Origin of the sequence: Streptomyces sp. NPDC127108, assembly GCF_042677545.1 — a bacterium.
Classification (GTDB): Bacteria; Actinomycetota; Actinomycetes; order Streptomycetales; family Streptomycetaceae; genus Streptomyces.
Genome location: NZ_JBHXTE010000003.1, coordinates 22,239 through 40,216, shown reverse-complemented (window position 1 = coordinate 40,216; position 17,978 = coordinate 22,239). Strand labels below are relative to the sequence as shown.

Annotated in this window: 15 protein-coding genes and 2 tRNA genes; 4 read left to right on the top strand and 13 right to left on the bottom strand. The window is 70.0% G+C overall.

Features of this window, described 5'->3' with window-relative positions:
- Positions 1–153 precede the first annotated feature (153 nt).
- A complete protein-coding gene (locus ACFVHO_RS03240) occupies positions 154–861 on the bottom strand; it encodes an NAD(P)-dependent oxidoreductase (RefSeq protein ID WP_385709448.1) in 708 nt (235 codons plus the stop codon).
- 134 nt (positions 862–995) lie between these two features.
- On the opposite strand from ACFVHO_RS03240, the gene ACFVHO_RS03235 reads away from it, so the two are divergent.
- Positions 996–1,820, top strand: a complete 825-nt coding sequence (locus ACFVHO_RS03235; protein ID WP_385709445.1) for a TetR/AcrR family transcriptional regulator — start codon at positions 996–998, stop codon at positions 1,818–1,820.
- Between the two features lie 50 nt (positions 1,821–1,870).
- Here ACFVHO_RS03235 and ACFVHO_RS03230 read toward each other — a convergent pair.
- Positions 1,871–1,943 (bottom strand) — tRNA-Ala (locus ACFVHO_RS03230).
- Between the two features lie 184 nt (positions 1,944–2,127).
- On the opposite strand from ACFVHO_RS03230, the gene ACFVHO_RS03225 reads away from it, so the two are divergent.
- Entirely contained in the window at positions 2,128–2,676 is a 549-nt protein-coding gene (locus tag ACFVHO_RS03225; protein WP_030357748.1) for a DNA-binding protein, read from the top strand.
- 51 nt (positions 2,677–2,727) lie between these two features.
- Positions 2,728–4,419, top strand: coding sequence for a protein kinase (locus ACFVHO_RS03220; protein WP_385709442.1), 1,692 nt, complete (start codon positions 2,728–2,730; stop codon positions 4,417–4,419).
- A gap of 152 nt (positions 4,420–4,571) precedes the next feature.
- On the opposite strand, the gene ACFVHO_RS03215 is transcribed toward ACFVHO_RS03220, so the two are convergent.
- Together ACFVHO_RS03215 and ACFVHO_RS03210 are read right to left on the bottom strand one after the other, a co-directional pair.
- On the bottom strand, positions 4,572–5,993 hold the full coding sequence (locus ACFVHO_RS03215; RefSeq protein ID WP_385710064.1) for a hypothetical protein: 1,422 nt from the start codon (positions 5,991–5,993) through the stop codon (positions 4,572–4,574).
- Between the two features lie 303 nt (positions 5,994–6,296).
- Positions 6,297–6,425, bottom strand: coding sequence for a DLW-39 family protein (locus tag ACFVHO_RS03210; protein WP_003999697.1), 129 nt, complete (start codon positions 6,423–6,425; stop codon positions 6,297–6,299).
- Between the two features lie 336 nt (positions 6,426–6,761).
- On the opposite strand from ACFVHO_RS03210, the gene ACFVHO_RS03205 reads away from it, so the two are divergent.
- Positions 6,762–7,094 (top strand): DUF6344 domain-containing protein, encoded by a 333-nt coding sequence (locus ACFVHO_RS03205; RefSeq protein WP_385709439.1) that lies wholly within the window; start codon positions 6,762–6,764, stop codon positions 7,092–7,094.
- Positions 7,095–7,174: 80 nt separating this feature from the next.
- Here ACFVHO_RS03205 and ACFVHO_RS03200 read toward each other — a convergent pair whose 3' ends face one another.
- The 9 genes from ACFVHO_RS03200 to dnaN all read right to left on the bottom strand — a co-directional run bounded on the left by ACFVHO_RS03200 (position 7,175) and on the right by dnaN (position 17,673).
- Positions 7,175–7,588 (bottom strand): hypothetical protein, encoded by a 414-nt coding sequence (locus ACFVHO_RS03200; RefSeq protein ID WP_385709437.1) that lies wholly within the window; start codon positions 7,586–7,588, stop codon positions 7,175–7,177.
- A gap of 82 nt (positions 7,589–7,670) precedes the next feature.
- Positions 7,671–7,744, bottom strand: a tRNA-Ile gene (locus ACFVHO_RS03195).
- A gap of 144 nt (positions 7,745–7,888) precedes the next feature.
- On the bottom strand, positions 7,889–8,644 hold the full coding sequence (locus tag ACFVHO_RS03190) for a DUF3566 domain-containing protein (RefSeq protein ID WP_385709435.1): 756 nt from the start codon (positions 8,642–8,644) through the stop codon (positions 7,889–7,891).
- A 19-nt stretch (positions 8,645–8,663) separates the two neighbouring features.
- Positions 8,664–11,252: a DNA gyrase subunit A gene (gene gyrA / locus ACFVHO_RS03185; RefSeq protein ID WP_385709432.1), complete on the bottom strand. Its 2,589-nt coding sequence runs from the start codon at positions 11,250–11,252 to the stop codon at positions 8,664–8,666.
- Positions 11,253–11,325: 73 nt separating this feature from the next.
- Complete coding sequence (gene gyrB, locus ACFVHO_RS03180; protein WP_385709429.1) at positions 11,326–13,437, bottom strand: DNA topoisomerase (ATP-hydrolyzing) subunit B; 2,112 nt, start codon at positions 13,435–13,437, stop codon at positions 11,326–11,328.
- 285 nt (positions 13,438–13,722) lie between these two features.
- Positions 13,723–14,313 carry a DUF721 domain-containing protein gene (locus ACFVHO_RS03175; protein ID WP_385709427.1) on the bottom strand — a complete coding sequence of 197 codons (591 nt, stop codon included), beginning with the start codon at positions 14,311–14,313 and terminating at the stop codon, positions 13,723–13,725.
- Positions 14,310–15,434, bottom strand: a complete 1,125-nt coding sequence (gene recF, locus ACFVHO_RS03170; protein ID WP_385709424.1) for a DNA replication/repair protein RecF — start codon at positions 15,432–15,434, stop codon at positions 14,310–14,312. Before recF ends, ACFVHO_RS03175 begins: the two co-directional genes overlap by 4 nt.
- 91 nt (positions 15,435–15,525) lie before the next feature.
- Positions 15,526–16,410 (bottom strand): phosphogluconate dehydrogenase (NAD(+)-dependent, decarboxylating), encoded by an 885-nt coding sequence (gene gnd, locus ACFVHO_RS03165; protein WP_385709421.1) that lies wholly within the window; start codon positions 16,408–16,410, stop codon positions 15,526–15,528.
- 132 nt (positions 16,411–16,542) lie between these two features.
- Entirely contained in the window at positions 16,543–17,673 is a 1,131-nt protein-coding gene (dnaN, locus tag ACFVHO_RS03160) for a DNA polymerase III subunit beta (RefSeq protein WP_030357760.1), read from the bottom strand.
- Between the last annotated feature and the right edge of the window lie 305 nt (positions 17,674–17,978).

Sequence of the window (17,978 nt, the reverse complement as noted above, 5' to 3'; positions counted from 1 at the left end):
GAGCACGGTCCCGACGTCCGCAGTGCCGCACCGGGTGGCCGCCACGATCTCCGTGGCGGCCATCGCGCGTTGTACGGCGGCTTCAGCGCTTCGGGCTCCGGTACTCCGGGGCTTCAGCTCTTCGAGGCTCCGGTGCTTCAGCTCTTCGGCTCTTCAGTAGCCGATGGTGAAGCGGCGCTGGACGAAGCGCGGCAGCTCCACCTCGTCGACCAGGGCGACTGCGGCGTCCTCGGCGGAGACGCGGCTGCGGCCCTCGGCGTCCAGGACGGGCTGGTCCCCGCCGACCCGGAAGCGGCCGGTGCGCTCGCCGGGGGCGATGTCCTCGGCCGGGCTGAAGTAGGTCCACAGGCGGTTCGAGAGCCGCAGGACGTTCAGGGCGTCCCGGTGGCCGCGCACCGCCGCCGCGTATTCGCGGGGCAGCCCGACCTCGTCGAGGGTGGCGTGCAGCAACTCGTCGGAGTCGGCCCGCACCACCCCCGGCGCGATCTCCAGGCTCCCCGCGCCGCCGATCACGATGAGCCGGGTGCGGGGGTGGCTCTCCAGGGCCTTCAGGAGGGCCCGCGCCACGGTGGCGTACACCGTGGGATCGGCGATCGAGCGGCGCAGCGTGTCCGCCATGTCCTTCGCGGCGTTGCCGGGCTGGAACGCGCTGATCAGGACGTCGAGGCCGGGCAGGACCGCCGCTATGGACGCCGGGTCCAGGGCGTCGACCGCGGCCCAGGTGACGTTCTCCCGCCGCTCCTCGCTCGCCGCCCGCGCCGGGTCCCGGCTGTACGCCTCGACGTGGTGCCCCCGGCCGAGGGCCTCGGTGACGACTCGGCTGCCGATGGTCCCCGAGGCTCCGATGACTCCGATGCGCATGGCTCTCCCCTGTTCGTGTGTTGCCGCTCCGCGCGTGGACATGGGACGCCACCTGGAAGGTGACGCCGCGCAGAAACTATACGCCGTGAAGTTACTGCACTCCGTCGACTAAACAAACACTGTAGAGTTGCCGCGTGACAGCGACAGGCGACGAGGGCGGCGGCCAGAAGCCGAAGGACGGCCGGGGACCGAAGGACAGCCGGGGACCGAAGGACGGCCGGGAAACCGGGAGCGGTCAAGGCCCCACGGGCGGCCAGGGCAGGCGCGCGCGACTGCGGGCCGAGACGACGGCCGAGATCAAGAGCGTGGCGCTGGCCCTGATGGCCTCGGGCGGACCGGACGCCATCACCCTGCGTGCCATCGCTCGCGAGATGGGCATGACCGCCAACGCCATCTACGGCTACTTCGCCACCCGCGACGACCTGGTCACCACGCTGATCAACGACGTGTACACGGCCCTGGCCGACGCCGTGGACACCGCCTGGGAAGCAGGCGCCCCCCTGGATCCGGCCGCCCGGATCCAGTCCTGGGCGACCGCCTTTCGCGACTGGTCCCTCGCCCACCCCGAGGGATTCCGCCTCATCTACGGCGACCCCGTCCCCGGCTACCGGGCCCCCGACGGCGGCGCCGCCCCCGACGCCGCGCGCCGCGTCTGCACCGGCCTCGCCGGACTCGCCGCGGCCGCCTGGCCGCACGCCCAACACCTCTACGCGACCAGCGAGTTCGAGTGGTCCGACTTCGACCCCGGGCTCCTCGACAAGGTCCGCCCGGCTTTCCCGGAACTGCCGCCCGCGGCCGTCGCGCTCGCCCTGCGCATCTGGGGACGGCTGCACGGCCTGGTGTCACTGGAGGTCTACGGCCACCTGCGCACCCAGACCGTCAGCCCGCGGAAACTCTTCCAGGAGGAGCTGACCCAGCTCGTCCACGCCCTGGACGTCCCGACCGCTTCCACGACATAGGAAAACCCCTCTGACCTGCGAAAACACAGACCAGAGGGGCTCTCGGGACGTGGAGCCTAGGGGAGTCGAACCCCTGACATCTGCCATGCAAAGACAGCGCTCTACCAACTGAGCTAAGGCCCCGCGTGCGCCGATGCCGTGGCGAAAAAATCGCGCCTCGGCGGGCGTCGCAGACCAGAGTACCGGGTCACCCCCCAGATCTCGCAAAAGGATTGGGGCTCCCCGTGCGCGACCACTCTCCGTAAGATGCTCGACGTGGTTCGCGGCAGCGAACCACGTCTTAGGGGAAGCGATGGGGAGACGCAAGATGGACGCTGCACAACAAGAATCAACCGCGAGAGCACGGGAGCTCCAGCGGAATTGGTACGGGGAGCCATTGGGGGCACTGTTCCGTCGCCTCATCGACGATCTGGGCCTGAACCAGGCACGGCTCGCCGGGGTGCTCGGCCTCTCCGCACCCATGCTGTCGCAGCTGATGAGTGGCCAGCGCGCCAAGATCGGCAATCCCGCCGTGGTCCAGCGGGTGCAGCTCCTCCAGGAGCTGTCGGGGCAGGTCGCGGACGGCAGTGTGAGTGCCGCCGAGGCGACGGACCGCATGGACGAGATCAAGAAGTCCCAGGGGGGTTCTGTACTGACCAACACCACCCAGTCGACCACGAGTTCAGGCGCACCCACGGTGAAGCGCGTGGTGCGTGAGATCCAGTCGCTGCTGCGCTCCGTCGCGGCGGCGGGCGACATCATCGATGCCGCGGACACGCTCGCCCCGACCCACCCGGAACTGGCAGAGTTCCTTCGGGTATACGGAGCGGGCCGCACCGCGGACGCTGTCGCCCACTACGAAGCGCACCAGAGCTGAGCCGCCGGCCGGGCCGCTGCCGGGCGGCCCGGAAGGGGAGCGGGCACGACCATGGGTGAGGTCTTCGCCGGGCGGTACGAACTCGTCGACCCGGTCGGACGCGGGGGAGTGGGCGCCGTATGGCGTGCCTGGGACCATCGCCGCCGCAGATATGTGGCGGCCAAGGTGCTTCAGCAGCGCAACGCTCACACTCTGTTGCGTTTCGTGCGGGAGCAGGCACTGCGGATCGACCATCCGCACGTGCTCGCTCCCGCCAGCTGGGCCGCCGACGACGACCAGGTCCTGTTCACCATGGAGCTGGTCACCGGCGGCTCGCTCGCCCACGTCATCGGTGACTACGGACCGCTGCCCGCCCACTTCACCTGCACCCTCCTCGACCAGCTCCTCTCCGGCCTCGCCGCCGTGCACGCGGAGGGCGTCGTCCACCGCGACATCAAGCCCGCCAACATCCTCCTGGAGGCCACCGGCACGCGGCGGCCCCACCTGCGCCTGTCGGACTTCGGCATCTCCATGCGCAAGGGCGAGCCACGCCTGACCGAGACGGACTACGTGGTGGGCACCCCCGGGTACTTCGCACCCGAGCAAATGCTGGGCGGCGAACCGGACTTCACCGCCGACCTCTTCGCCGTCGGCCTCGTCGCCCTCTACCTCCTGCAGGGCGCCAAGCCCGACGCCAAGGCGCTGATCGAGCACTTCGCGGCCCACGGCACTCCCGGGGCCCCACAGGGCGTTCCCGAACCGCTGTGGCAGGTCATCGCCACCCTCCTGCAACCCGACCCGCAGGCGCGGTTCCGCACCGCCACGGGTGCCCGCAAGGCGCTCACCTCCGCCACCGAGATGCTGCCCGAGCCCGGGCCCGACGACGAGCTGGTCGAGATCTTCGATCAACTCGCCCCGCTCCCCACAGGTTTCGGCCCCGACGGCCCCCTCACCCGCGCCCCACAACCACCCCCGTCCCAGCCACCACCCCCACCTCTGTCCCACCCGTCCACGGGCCAGCCGTCCATGGGGCACTCATCGCCGGGTCACCCCTCCACAGGCCACGCATCCACAGGCCTGCCCGCGACGCCGCTCCCGCCCACGACCCAGCCCTCCGTAGGTCAGCCCTCCGTAGGTCAGCCCTCCGTCGGCTACCCCTTCTCCACCCAGTCGTCCACCGGTCAGCCCTCCACCGACCGGCCCTCGGCACCGCACCACCCCGTACAACCGCCATCACCCCCCGCGCACCCCCCGATGTCGGAGACGGGCAGCTTCCACCTCCCCCCACCGATCCCGCCCCACCAGGCGCCACCCCCACAGCCCACGCAACCACCCACTCCCCCTACACCGACCCCGGCCCCGCTCCCGGCCGAGCTCCCGACAACACCTCCCACACCCACACCCACTCCGACGCCGACTCCCGCCCCACCCCCCATCCCGACCCCGCCCGAGACCCCGGCCCCGGCCCCCTTATCCGCAGCCGCCCCGGAGCCCGCTCACTCCTCGGCCGCCGCCCCCGCCGCGCAGCGCGCTTACGCTCCTACTTCTCCATACACCGCTCAGCCCCAACAGGTTCCATCTCTCAGCACCCCAATTCCGGCCCCGCTCCCGGAACTTCAGCCGAGGGGCCGTGCCCAGCGTCGGCACGCCGCGGTCGCCGCGCGCGCACCGCGCCCCGGGCCGCCCGTGAAGGTGGCTCTGCCGATGCTGCTTGCCGCGCTGGCGTGCTTCGCCGTGGGTTTCTGGGCCCTCACCCGCATCTGACGGACCGTACGAAGGCCACCGCGACCGAGCCGAACGAACGGACAGGCGGGGCGAGCGGACAGGACGGGCGAACCGAGGGGACCCGACGAGCCGGGCGAACCGAGGGATCCGACGAGCCGGACCCTACGAGTCCGATACGAGCCCGGTACGGCTCAAGCCGAGATCCGGCCGAGCCTCCGTCGGGCCACAGCCCGCCACACCCCCAGAACGGCGAGCAGCACCGTCCCCGTGCCGATCCCGGCCGCCGCGAGCACCTTCATGGCCATATCGCCCTCGGAGGCGGCCGCCGAGCCGCCTGAGCCGGGCTCACGCCGGGCGGAGCCGCCCCCTCCGGCACCGCCTCCAGGACCGCCTCCGGCGCCGTTCCGCGCCGCGTCCTCGTCGCGCTCCGTGACCCCGAAGCCGTCCGCGGGGCGCGGCGCCCCGGCGTACGCGGGCGCCGGCCGCCGCTCACCGGCGACGCCCACCCGCAGGGTCAGCCCCGTCTCGTCCGCGCCGAACCGCGTGCCGACGTCCGGGTCCAGGTGGACCACGAGGTAGTACCAGCCGGCGAACCGCATGCCGGAGGTCCGGTCGAAGGGTGCGTAGCGGTTCTCGTACGCGACCGGCGGCAGCGGGGACAGGGCCATCGACTTCTGCCGGCCGTCGTAGGGGACGTCGGAGTCCGCGACGGGCCCGCGCACCGGGTTGAACAGCTCCATGATCAGTGCGGACGTCACGAAGTCGCCGGTGCGGGTGCCGCTGCCGAGTTCCAGGGTGACCGAGAGCCGCTGTCCCCAGTCGACGGGCACCCGGTAGAACCGCGTCTGCCCGGCCCGGACACGGTCGCCCCACACGCCCTTGCCCAGCGCCCTGGCCGTACCGAAGCTGCTGCCGCCCGTGCGGGGCAGCGGTGCCCCGGCGGGAGGCTGCTGCTGCGGGGAGGAGCCCGTGTCCTCGGGCGGGGTGGTCGGCCCCGCCTTGGCCAGAGCTGGCTCGGAGGCGACGTACAGCTCCAGGTCCCAGTCCTTGGAAGAAGACGGCTTCTCCGGGGTGGACGACACCGGCGACCTGGAATCGGTGGTCCGCTCGACCACTACGTAGTACGTCCCCGCCGTCTGGCACTTCTTCTGGTCCGCCCCGAGCTGCCGCTTCGCCGAGGCGGTGAGCGGCCGCGGGCTCTCCGCGTTGCCGATGCGCGCGGAGCCCTGGTCGCAGGTGAAGCCGTCGGCGTCCTGCACGGACACCCTGATGCCGTCCGCGTACACGACACGGCCGCGCGGGCCCGGCAGCGCGGTCACGGAGACGTACGCGCTGTCCTTGGCGGTGAGTTCGAGCCGGTAGTAGAGCTCGTTGCCGGTGGAGCCGGAAGCGGAGGAGGACCCCGAGGACCCTGGAGGCCCGATGGCACTCCGGTAGGTCGCCCCCGGCACCAGCATCCGGCTCCCGGCCGTACTGGCCGCACCGTCGACGTCCTTCACGTCACTGTCGAAGGCGTACGGATCGGGGCTCTCCTCGACGGCCGCGTGCCCTGACCTGGCGACAGCCACGCCGCTCCCGGCCCCGCCGCCCGGCAGCGTCACCACACACAGCACAGCGCCCAAGACCGCACCGACCGCGGACCGACCGCCCCGGCCTCGCCTCATCACGCCGCTCTGCACCTCACCCTCCACCGATTTGCTCAAGCAAGGAATGAAATTGCGCAAGTGAACCAAAGGGGTGACGCCGTCGAGGTCACATCGGGGGCAACCGGTCCACCCGGGTCCCCAGGACCCCCGTACACGCGCGGGAGAACCCCCGCCACCCGGCAGAACAAGCGGGACAAAAGACCCCCGGGACAGCACAGGGCCCCGACCGCTCAAGCGACCGGGGCCCTGTGACGAGACTGCTGTCGATACTCACGAACCCGTGGGCACGGAGTCAGTCGCCTCCGTCCACAGATCCTGCTCGGCGCGATCCGCCTGGATCTGGCGGTACACGAGGAGCCCGCCGATGGCGGCCAGTGCGACCAGGAGAAGCTTCTTCACCGCGCGACCTCGTCTTTCCTTGACGTAGGGGACTTCTGGCGCCCGACTATACACACCGCCCGATACCGATCGGTGACCTGGATCCGCCCCGCTCGCGGCCCCAACTCCCGGCCCGATCACCGCAGTAGAAGCGGACCATCGCACTCCACCCGCGCCCCAGCCACTGTGATATTCGCCGCCCTTGCCCCATTTCCTGGCCTCCTAGGGCCGCTTGCGCCCATCCGGGTGGTGTTCATCAGAACATCGACGCGGCGCGGGCGTCGGTCCCGCACTTCCGGCCCGGCATACACATCATGAGGAAAGTACGCAAATCGCCCAACCTGAATGTGAGGGGCCATGACCGCCACCAAGGCCATGAAGCTGTGGACCGCACTCGTCACCGCGGTGCTCGCACTGTTCGCCACGCTGGGACTCGCCTCGACCGCCACGGCGGCCGCCCCGGCGCACCAGGCCACTACGACGTGCGAAAGCGCCGTGAGCCCGACGGCTCCCTTCGCGGCCCTCTGGCAGGCGGCATACGAACGCTCCTTGCCCCCCACGATGAAGCAACGCATCCGCGCCGAGGCCCACGGCTCCACACCGAGCTGCCGCCACCTGCCGACGACGGACGCGGAGGACCAGAACGACCCGCAGACCCCGCCGGCGGACCATCTCGCCGCTGAGCCGTAATCACGGCGGCACGGCGGCACGACGGCATAAAGAGAAGACCCCCGGCCCTCATCGGCCGGGGGTCTTCTCTTTGGCCGTGTTCAGCGCCTCCACCGCAGCACGAGGTAGGACAGCAGACCGGCGGTCGGCAGGGCCGCTGCCGCCAGAGCCGCGCCCAGCGGTGCCGGATCGCCCCAGAGGATCTTGGATCCCGGAGCGCCGAGCATCGTCGTGGCGAACACCATCGCCGCGTTCTCCACCTTCGTGTGGGGCCTGCGACGGTCGGCACCCAGGTGGAACCAGGACCAGCGGATCATCAGCACCAGTGCCGCCACCAGGACGAGGATCCCCACGACAACGGGGACGCCGGTCGCGCAGGTCTTGGCCAGTCCGGCGAGCAGCACCGCGGCGGAGACCACACCCAGTACCCGCTCGCGGACCGTCGCGGGCTCATTCGGCTCGGGGGCTCCGTCGAGGGTCCCCCGCCGCCCCGCCGCTTCAAGCTCTTGTTCCACTGATCGCACCCCCATGCGAAGAGGGCGCCTCCCACTCGGGGAGACGCCCTCTTCGTACTGCCTTCGTACTGCTACGAAACTGTGGGGCTAACAGGATTTGAACCTGTGGCCTCATCCTTATCAGGGATGCGCTCTAACCAACTGAGCTATAGCCCCGCCGCGCTCTTCGGGATCGCCCCGCGCGCTGACCACTGAAGATTAGCGCACGTCCGGGCCAGTCCCAAAATCGATAGATGCGGAGGGGCCGAGCGCACCCCCGGCGCCCCGCGCCGAGCCCTCCGAAGGCCTTGCGAAGCCCGCTTACTCGTCCTCGGCCAGCGTGAGCTCGATTCCGCCCACGAAGCCCGCCGACAGGTTGTAGATGAACGCGCCGAGGGTCGCGAGGGCCGTCGCGAGGACGACGTCGATGACCGCGATGATCGACGTGAAGATCAGCACGCGCGGGAGCGAGAGGAAGGCCTGCAGGTCGAAGCCGTTGGACTCGTTCGATCCTGTGGCCTCGGAGATCGTGCCGCCGACCGTGGAGAAGACGCCCATCGCGTCCATGACCATCCACAGCACGGCCGCCGCGACGATCGTGCAGATGCCGAGGGCGATGGAGAGCAGGAAGCTGACCTTCATCACCGACCACGGGTCGGCCTTGGCCACCCGCAGCCGCGCCTTGCGCGTGCGCGGGGTGGTGCGCGCCCCCGTGCGGGGACGCCGCACCGCGCCCGCGGGTGCGGCCTGGTAGGCCTGCGGCGGGTGGTACGGCTGGTTGTTCTGCTGTGGCTGCCGCTCTCCGGGCAGTGCCCCGGAGGCGCTGTCACCGGCGCGCTTGCCGGACGCCCCGCCCCCGGACGCCTCGTCCCCCGCGCGCCCCCCGGCAGCCCCGGGGCGCGTTCCGGCGCTCCCGCCGTCGGTGTCCGTGCCCGTCCGGCCTCGGGTGTCCGTCACAGTCCCCCCCTGGGATCCATGAGACTCATGCGAGTCGGGTGCGTCAGTGGCGGAGCCACGGGCACCTTCCGTGCCGGTTCCACTCGTCCCGGCGGATCCGGCGCCCGTGGCTCCACTCACGATGACTTCACTCCTCGCGCTACTCGGCCGGGGACTCGGTGCCCTCGTCCGTGCCGACGGCCGGTTCGCCGTCGGACGATTCGTCGACGTCACCGTCGACTTCCTCGGCCTCGCGCCCGGCCTCGGCATTACGTGCGATACCGACCACGGCATCGCGCTTGCCCAGGTTGATCAGTTGGACGCCCATGGTGTCACGGCCCGTCTCCCTGACCTCGTTGACTCGCGTACGAATCACACCGCCGGAGAGGGTGATGGCGAGGATCTCATCGGTCTCCTCCGTCACCAGCGCGCCGACCAGCTCACCGCGGTCCTCCACGATCTTGGCGGCCTTGATCCCGAGGCCGCCGCGGCCCTGGACGCGGTACTCGTCGACGGCGGTCCGCTTCGCGTACCCCCCATCAGTGGCGGTGAAGACGAACGTACCGGGCCTGACCACATTCATCGAGAGCAGTTGATCGCCGTCGCGGAAGCTCATGCCCTTGACGCCGGAGGTCGCGCGGCCCATCGGACGCAGGGCGTCGTCGGTCGCCGTGAAGCGGATCGACTGTGCCTTCTTGCTGATCAGAAGCAGATCGTCCTCGGCCGAAACCAGTTCGGCACCGATCAGTTCGTCGTCCGAACCGTCGTCCGTCTCGCGCAGATTGATGGCGATGACGCCGCCGGAACGGGGCGAATCGTAATCCTTCAGAGGCGTCTTCTTGACCAGACCGGCCTTCGTGGCGAGGACCAGGTAGGGCACCGCCTCGTAGTCGCGGATCGCGAGGATCTCGGCGATCTGCTCGTCCGGCTGGAAGGCGAGCAGGTTCGCCACGTGCTGGCCGCGGGCGTCGCGTCCGGCGTCGGGCAGCTCGTAGGCCTTCGCGCGGTAGACGCGGCCCTTGTTCGTGAAGAACAGCAGCCAGTGGTGCGTCGTCGACACGAAGAAGTGGTCGACGATGTCGTCTTCCTTGAGCTTCGTGCCGCGCACGCCCTTGCCGCCGCGCTTCTGCGAGCGGTAGTCGTGCGTCTTGGTGCGCTTGACGTAGCCGCCACGGGTGATCGTGACGACGATGTCCTCTTCGGCGATGAGGTCCTCGATGGACATGTCACCGTCGAACGGCACCAGCGCGGAGCGGCGGTCCTCGCCGAACTTGTCGACGATCGCCGCGAGTTCCTCGCTGACGATCGCCCGCTGCTTCTCGGGCGAGGCCAGGATCGCGTTGTACTCGTTGATCTTGAGCTGAAGCTCGTCGTGCTCGGCGACGATCTTCTGGCGCTCCAGGGCGGCGAGCCGGCGCAGCTGCATCTCGAGGATGGCGTTCGCCTGGATCTCGTCGATCTGCAGCAGGCCCATCAGGCCCTCGCGCGCGACGTCGACGGTGTCGCTGCGCCGGATCAGCGCGATGACCTCGTCGATGGCGTCCAGGGCCTTCAGCAGACCGCGCAGGATGTGCGCGCGCTCCTCGGCCTTGCGCAGCCGGAACTTGGTGCGCCGGACGATGACTTCGATCTGGTGGGAGACCCAGTGGCGGATGAACGCGTCGAGCGAGAGCGTGCGCGGCACGCCGTCGACGAGCGCCAGCATGTTGGCGCCGAAGTTCGACTGCAGGTCCGTGTGCTTGTAGAGGTTGTTCAGCACGACCTTGGCGACCGCGTCGCGCTTCAGCACGATGACGAGTCGCTGGCCGGTACGGGACGACGTCTCGTCGCGGACGTCGGCGATGCCGCCGACCTTGCCGTCCTTGACCAGGTCGGCGATCTTCTGCGCGAGGTTGTCCGGGTTGGTCTGGTACGGGAGTTCGGTGACCACCAGGCACTGGCGGTTCTGGATCTCCTCGACCTCGACGACCGCGCGCATCGTGATGGAGCCGCGTCCCGTGCGGTACGCCTCCTCGATGCCCTTGCGGCCGACGACGAGGGCGCCGGTCGGGAAGTCCGGGCCCTTGATGCGCTCGATGAGGGCGTCGAGCAGCTCCTCGTGGCTGGCCTCGGGGTGCTCAAGGGCCCACTGGGCGCCCGCGGCGACCTCGCGCAGGTTGTGCGGCGGGATGTTGGTCGCCATGCCGACCGCGATGCCCGCCGAGCCGTTGATCAGCAGGTTCGGGAAGCGGGACGGCAGGACGGTGGGCTCCTGGGAGCGGCCGTCGTAGTTGTCCGTGAAGTCGACGGTCTCCTCGTCGATGTCGCGGACCATCTCCATGGACAGCGGCGCCATCTTGCACTCGGTGTAGCGCATGGCGGCGGCGGGGTCGTTGCCCGGGGAGCCGAAGTTGCCGTTGGAGTCCACCAGCGGCATGCGCATCGACCACGGCTGCGCGAGGCGGACCAGCGCGTCGTAGATCGAGGAGTCGCCGTGCGGGTGGTAGTTGCCCATGACGTCGCCGACGACGCGGGCGCACTTGTAGAAGCCCTTCTCGGGCCGGTAGCCGCCGTCGTACATCGCGTACAGGACGCGGCGGTGGACGGGCTTGAGGCCGTCGCGGACGTCGGGCAGCGCGCGGGACACGATGACGGACATCGCGTAGTCCAGGTACGAGCGCTGCATCTCGGTCTCGAGCCCGACGGGCTCGATCCGCAGCGTCTGGCCCTCGTCGTCCTCGGGCGTGGTGGGGTTGTTCTCGTCGGCCATGGCCGGTCAAGATCCTTTCGGTGCGGTCAGCAGTCAGTAGTCGGCAGTCGGCGACTTCGAGTGCCTGACCGGCTCAGATGTCGAGGAAGCGGACGTCCTTGGCGTTGCGCTGGATGAACGAGCGGCGCGCCTCGACGTCCTCGCCCATGAGGACGGAGAACAGGTCGTCGGCCTGGGCGGCGTCGTCGAGCGTGACCAGGCCGAGCACGCGGTGCTCCTGGTCCATGGTCGTGATGCGCAGCTCCTCGGCGTTCATCTCGCCGAGACCCTTGAAGCGCTGGACCGAGTCCTCGCGGATGCGCTTGCCGTTCTGGCGGCCGAGCTCGATGAGCGCGTCGCGCTCGCGGTCCGAGTACGCGTACTGGAAGTCGTCCCGGGACCACTTGATCTTGTAAAGGGGCGGGCGGGACAGGTAGACGTGCCCGGCCTCGACGAGCGGCCGCATGAAGCGGAACAGGAACGTCAGGAGCAGGGTGTTGATGTGCTGGCCGTCGACGTCGGCGTCCGCCATCAGGATGATCTTGTGATAGCGGAGCTTCTCGATGTCGAAGTCCTCGTGGACTCCGGTGCCGAAGGCCGAGATCAGCGCCTGGATCTCCTGGTTCTGGAGGATCTTGTCGACGCGGGCCTTCTCGACGTTCAGGATCTTGCCGCGGATGGGCAGGATGGCCTGGTACTGCGGGTTCCGGCCGGACTTGGCGGAGCCGCCGGCGGAGTCACCCTCGACGATGAAGATCTCGCACTTCGTCGGGTCGTTCGACTGGCAGTCGGAGAGCTTGCCCGGCAGGGACGCGGTCTCCAGGAGGCCCTTGCGGCGCGTGAGGTCGCGCGCCTTGCGGGCGGCCACGCGCGCGGTGGCGGCCTGGATGCCCTTGCGGATGATGTCCGCGGCCTCGTTCGGATTGCGGTCGAACCAGTCCGTCAGGTGCTCGTGCACGACCTTCTGGACGAAGGTCTTCGCCTCGGTGTTGCCGAGCTTCGTCTTGGTCTGGCCCTCGAACTGCGGCTCGCCGAGCTTCACCGAGATGATCGCGGTCAGACCCTCGCGGATGTCCTCACCCGTGAGGTTGTCGTCCTTCTCGCGGAGCAGCTTCTTGTCGCGGGCGTACCGGTTGACGAGGCCGGTCAGCGCGGCGCGGAAGCCCTCTTCGTGGGTGCCGCCCTCGTGCGTGTGGATGGTGTTGGCGAAGGAGTAAACGCCTTCGCTGTACTGAGAGTTCCACTGCATCGCGATCTCGACCGAGAGCATCCGCTCCTTGTCCTCGGCCTCGACGTCGATGACGGTCGGGTGGACGACCTCGCCCTTGCGGGAGTTGAGGTACGTCACGAAGTCGACGATGCCGCCCTCGTAGTGGTACGTGACCGTGCGGACCTCTTCGACGGTGTCGTCGCTGGCCTCGGCGGAGTCGGCGCCCGCCGTGGCCTTCGCCGACTCACGCTCGTCGGTCAGCTTGATCGTCAGGCCCTTGTTGAGGAAGGCCATCTCCTGGAAGCGCCGCGCGAGCGTCTCGAAGGAGTACTCGGTGGTCTCGAAGATGTCGCCGTCGGCCCAGAAGGTGACGGTCGTGCCCGTCTCCTCGGTGGCCTCGTGCCGCTCGAGCGGTGCCGTGGGGGCACCCCCCTTGTAGTCCTGCGTCCAGCGGTACCCGTCGGTCTTGATCTCGACGGAGAGCTTGGTGGAGAGCGCGTTCACCACGGACACACCCACACCGTGCAGACCGCCGGAGACGGCGTACCCGCCGCCGCCGAACTTGCCGCCCGCGTGCAGCACGGTCAGGACGACCTCGACGGCGGGCTTCTTCTCCACGGGGTGGATGCCCACCGGGATGCCACGGCCGTTGTCGATCACGCGCACGCCGCCGTCGGCGAGGATCGTGACGTCGATGGTGTCGGCGTGACCGGCCAGGGCCTCGTCGACGGAGTTGTCGACGACTTCCTGGACCAGGTGATGCAGACCACGCTCACCGGTCGAGCCGATGTACATGCCGGGCCGCTTGCGGACCGCGTCCAGACCCTCGAGGACGGTGATGGCGCTGGCGTCGTACGACGAGGCACCCTCTCCGGAGGCCGCGGCGGCTGCCTGCGTCTCCGGGGGGACCTCGCCGGCGGCGCCGGCGGCAGTGGACGGGATGTTCTCGTTGGGGTTGCCGGAATCGGCCACGAAGCGCCCTTTCTGGCACAGCACAAGCCAAGCTCCCGGCGCTCGCCGGAGCGGCTGCGGCGTGTTGCGTTGGTAAGCCTGGTTCAGCTCTTGCTCAGCTTCTCCCGTCGCTCCCCACGCTTGGGGCGGGATTAGCTTCCAGTCTACCGGTAGCGCCGACAGTGATGGGGGTTTGCCGGTACCTGAGTCCGCATGTGCCGCCCTGAACCGGCATCAGCCGACTCCCCATATGCGGCCCCGGGGTCCCAGAGGCTCACAGCGGCACTCAGCGCTTCGGGAGGTCAACCACCAGCTACGGTCCGGATCACGTCATCCGTAGGTGTCGCCGGGACCCGTGCTGCCGGGGGCGCGCAGGGGTCCGAAGCGGTGCGCGGGGCCCCCGGGACCGAGCACCTTGATGATGCGCACGGTGCCGTGTCCCAGGTCCTCGTTGAGGCGCGCGACCAGCTGCGGAGCCAGCAGGCGCAGGTTCGTCGCCCAGGCCGTGGAGTCGCACTGCACGGTCAGGACGCGCTCGTTCTCGTCGTACCGCTGCGGTACGCAGTGCTTGGCCAGGTCGTCGCCGACGATCTGCGGCCAGCGGCCCATCACACCGCCCACGGCGGCCGGGGTCTCCCAGCCGCGCTCGGTGATCAGCCGGTTGATGGCGGAGCCGAGGGGCAGCGGGTCGCGCCCGTCCGCCCGCGCGCCGGAGCGCAGTCCGCCGCGGCGGGCCTGCTTCTTCTGCTGCGTCGCGTCCCCCCGCGCGCGTGCCTGCTCCTTGGCGGCACGAAGGGCGACGCGGGCGAGGTCCACGCCGGAGGGCTCGGGGGTCTTGGGGGTGTCCGGGGCGCCGGGCGCGTTCGCGGTCTCACCCGTCTTCGGAGCCTCGCGGTCCGGCTGCGGCTCCTGGCCGGTCATACGCGCTCCACCGCGCCCTCGGCCACGGAGTACCGCACGCCCGTGAGCACACCCGGCACGTCGTCGTCCACAGCCGCCGTCACGAGGACCTGCTCGCCGGGCGCCACCAGCTCCGCGAGCCGTTCCCTGCGGCGCGCGTCCAGCTCGGCGAAGACGTCGTCGAGGACGAGCACCGGTTCGTTGCCCTCGGCCCGGAGCAGGTCGTACGAGGCGAGGCGCAGCGCGAGGGCGTACGACCAGGACTCGCCGTGGCTCGCGTAACCCTTCGCGGGAAGCTGGCCAAGTTTGAGCAGTAGTTCGTCACGGTGCGGTCCGACCAGCGTCACGCCCCGCTCGATCTCCTGCTTGCGGGCCTCCACGAGGGCAGCGATCAGCTGCTCGTACAGCTCCTCGCGCGCGTGGCCGACGATTTCCGGCGAGGAGGGTTTGTAGTCGAGCGTGACGGGGCCGCCGCCGGGTGCCAGCTGTTCGTACGCCTTGTCGGCCAGCGGCTGGAGCGCGGAGATCAGGTCGAGTCGCTGGGCGAGCAGCTCGGCGCCCGCGCGGGCGAGGTGCTGGTCCCACACGTCGAGCGTGGACAGGTCCATGGAGCGGCCGCCGTGACGGCGTGCGAGGGCGGCCGACTTCAGGAGGGTGTTGCGCTGCTTGAGGACGCGGTCGTAGTCGGAGCGGACGCCCGCCATGCGCGGGGAGCGCGCGGTGATCAGCTCGTCGAGGAACCGCCGCCGCTCCCCGGGGTCGCCCTTGACCAGCGCCAGGTCCTCGGGCGCGAACAGGACGGTGCGCACGATGCCCAGGACGTCACGGGGCCTGACCTGCGAGGACCGGTTGATGCGGGCGCGGTTGGCCTTGCCTGGGTTCAGCTCCAGCTCGATGAGCTGCTGACGCTCGCCCTGCCGGACGGCGGCCCGGATGACGGCGCGGTCGGCGCCCATGCGGACCAGCGGGGCGTCCGATGAGACCCGGTGGCTGCCGAGGGTGGCGAGGTAGCCGACGGCCTCGACGAGGTTGGTCTTGCCCTGGCCGTTCGGGCCCACGAACGCGGTGACGCCCGGGTCGAGCGGAACCTCGACCCGGGCGTACGAGCGGAAGTCGGCCAGCGACAGATGCGTGACGTGCATGGTGTGCGCCGACCTCCCCCGGCCTACTTCATGCTGTCGGTCCCTCGCCGCTCCACACAGGCTGTGGACGAGGAACCGTACGGGCTGTGGATCAGTGCTCGCTCTTGGACTCGACCGCGTGGCCGCCGAACTGATTGCGCAGCGCGGCGATCATCTTCATCTGCGGGGAGTCCTCCTGGCGCGAGGCGAACCGGGCGAACAGGGACGCGGTGATCGCGGGCAGCGGCACGGCGTTGTCGATGGCCGCCTCCACCGTCCAGCGGCCCTCTCCGGAGTCCTGTGCGAAGCCGCGCAGCTTGTCCAGGTGCTCGTCGTCGTCGAGGGCGTTGACCGCGAGGTCGAGCAGCCAGGAACGGATGACCGTGCCCTCCTGCCAGGAGCGGAAGACCTCACGGACGTCGGTGACCGAGTCCACGGCCTCCAGGAGCTCCCAGCCCTCGGCGTAGGCCTGCATCATCGCGTACTCGATGCCGTTGTGGACCATCTTCGCGAAGTGGCCCGCGCCGACCTTGCCCGCGTGCACCGAGCCGAAGTCGCCCTCCGGCTTGAGCGCGTCGAAGACCGGCTGCACCTTGGCGACGTTCTCCTTGTCGCCGCCGTACATCAGCGCGTAACCGTTCTGCAGGCCCCAGACGCCGCCGGAGACGCCGCAGTCGACGAAGCCGATGCCCTTGGCGGCCAGCTCCTCGGCGTGCTTCTCGTCGTCCGTCCAGCGCGAGTTGCCGCCGTCCACGACGACGTCGCCGGGCTGCAGGAGCTCGCCGAGCTCGTCGATGGTGGACTGCGTCGCGGCTCCGGCCGGCACCATCACCCACACGACGCGCGGGCCCTCGAGCCTGCCCACAAGCTCCTCGAGGCTGTGGACATCCGCGAGGTCCGGGTTGCGGTCGAATCCGATGACGGTGTGGCCTGCGCGGCGAATGCGCTCGCGCATGTTGCCGCCCATCTTGCCGAGACCGACGAGACCGAGCTCCATCAGTGCGTTCCTAACTAGCGATGTGGCGTGAAGGCACGTCGCCGCCGCTCGTCGTCGAGCGGCATACGTACCCGCGGCACTTTCGTACCCGCGCCCGAGCCTACGCCCGGACGCGGCCACACACCTGTGGGCTCAGCCGCTCAGACGTACGGGCATGATCAGGTACTTGTACGCGTCGTCGGCCTCGGCGTCGAGCGCGGGCTTGCCGCTCAGGAGCGCGGGCTTCGTGGACGTCGTGAACGACAGCTGGGCGACCGGGGAGTCGATCGCGCTCAGGCCGTCGAGCAGGAACGTCGGGTTGAAGGCGATCGAGATGTCGTCGCCGTCGAGCTGGGCGTCGACCCTTTCCACAGCCTGTGCGTCGTCGCTGGAGCCGGCCTCCAGGATGAGCACGCCCTGCTCGAAGCTGAGGCGCACCGGGGTGTTGCGCTCGGCGACGAGGGCCACACGCTTGACGGCCTCCACGAAGGGCGGCGTCTCGATGACGGCGACCGAGTTGAACTCCGTCGGGAACAGCGTGCGGTACTTCGGCAGGTCGCCCTCGAGCAGACGCGTGGTCGTGCGGCGGCCCGCGCCCTCGAAGCCGATCAGGCCCTCGCCCGCGCCGGAGCCGGAGAGCGCCAGGGTGACCGTGTCGCCGCTCGTGAGGGCCTTGGCGGTGTCCTGGAGCGTCTTGGCGGGCACCAGGGCGACCGCGGAGGCCTCCGGGTCCTCCGGCTTCCACAGGAACTCACGGACCGCGAAGCGGTAGCGGTCGGTGGACGCCAGGGTGACCTTGTCGCCCTCGATCTCGATGCGCACACCCGTGAGCACCGGGAGGGTGTCGTCGCGGCCCGCTGCGATCGCCACCTGGTTCGCGGCGGCGGCGAAGACCTCACCGGGGACCGTGCCGGTCGCCGTGGGCATCTGCGGCAGCGCCGGGTACTCCTCCACAGGGAGGGTGTGGAGTGTGAATCGCGAGGAGCCACAGACCACCGTCGCCCGTACACCGTCTGTGGAGATCTCCACCGGGCGGTTGGGGAGGGCGCGGCAGATGTCGGCGAGCAGGCGGCCGGATACGAGGACCGTGCCCTCCTCGTCGACCTCGGCGTCCACGGAGACTCGGGCCGAGACCTCGTAGTCGAAGCTGGACAGGGAGAGGGCGCCCTCCTCGGCCTTCAGCAGCAGGCCCGCGAGGACGGGCGCTGGCGGCCGAGCCGGGAGGCTGCGTGCCGCCCACGCCACCGCCTCCGCGAGTACGTCGCGTTCCACCCGGATCTTCACTTAGCCGCCCTCCTGCTGTTGCTGGCACTGGGGACCAGTCTGACGCACCGCACTGACAGCTGGTGCCCGTCGGGGTCAAGTCGTGCCGAGAGGTGTCGGAGGGCCGAGCCGAGAGTTGTGCACAGCCCCAACTTCGAAACGGATTCCCAGGTGACTCTAGGGGGCAGTAGTAGTAGGGCCTGTGGAAACCGTGGATAACCGTGAATGCGCAGGTCAGAGCCCGTTTTTTGTCCACGGGCCCTGTGGGCGGCAGCGGTGGACAACCGGGTGGATCTGTGGACGGGCGAAAGTTCTGCACACCCGAT

Excerpts from the sequence above, each read along its gene's own strand:
- gyrA (WP_385709432.1), bottom strand. The coding sequence starts at position 11,252 with ATGGCCGACGAGAACAACCCCACCACGCCCGAGGACGACGAGGGCCAG.
- gnd (WP_385709421.1), bottom strand. The coding sequence starts at position 16,410 with ATGGAGCTCGGTCTCGTCGGTCTCGGCAAGATGGGCGGCAACATGCGC.
- ACFVHO_RS03225 (WP_030357748.1), top strand. The coding sequence starts at position 2,128 with ATGGACGCTGCACAACAAGAATCAACCGCGAGAGCACGGGAGCTCCAG.
- recF (WP_385709424.1), bottom strand. The coding sequence starts at position 15,434 with ATGCACGTCACGCATCTGTCGCTGGCCGACTTCCGCTCGTACGCCCGG.
- ACFVHO_RS03240 (WP_385709448.1), bottom strand. The coding sequence starts at position 861 with ATGCGCATCGGAGTCATCGGAGCCTCGGGGACCATCGGCAGCCGAGTC.
- ACFVHO_RS03220 (WP_385709442.1), top strand. The coding sequence starts at position 2,728 with ATGGGTGAGGTCTTCGCCGGGCGGTACGAACTCGTCGACCCGGTCGGA.
- ACFVHO_RS03175 (WP_385709427.1), bottom strand. The coding sequence starts at position 14,313 with ATGACCGGCCAGGAGCCGCAGCCGGACCGCGAGGCTCCGAAGACGGGT.
- ACFVHO_RS03205 (WP_385709439.1), top strand. The coding sequence starts at position 6,762 with ATGACCGCCACCAAGGCCATGAAGCTGTGGACCGCACTCGTCACCGCG.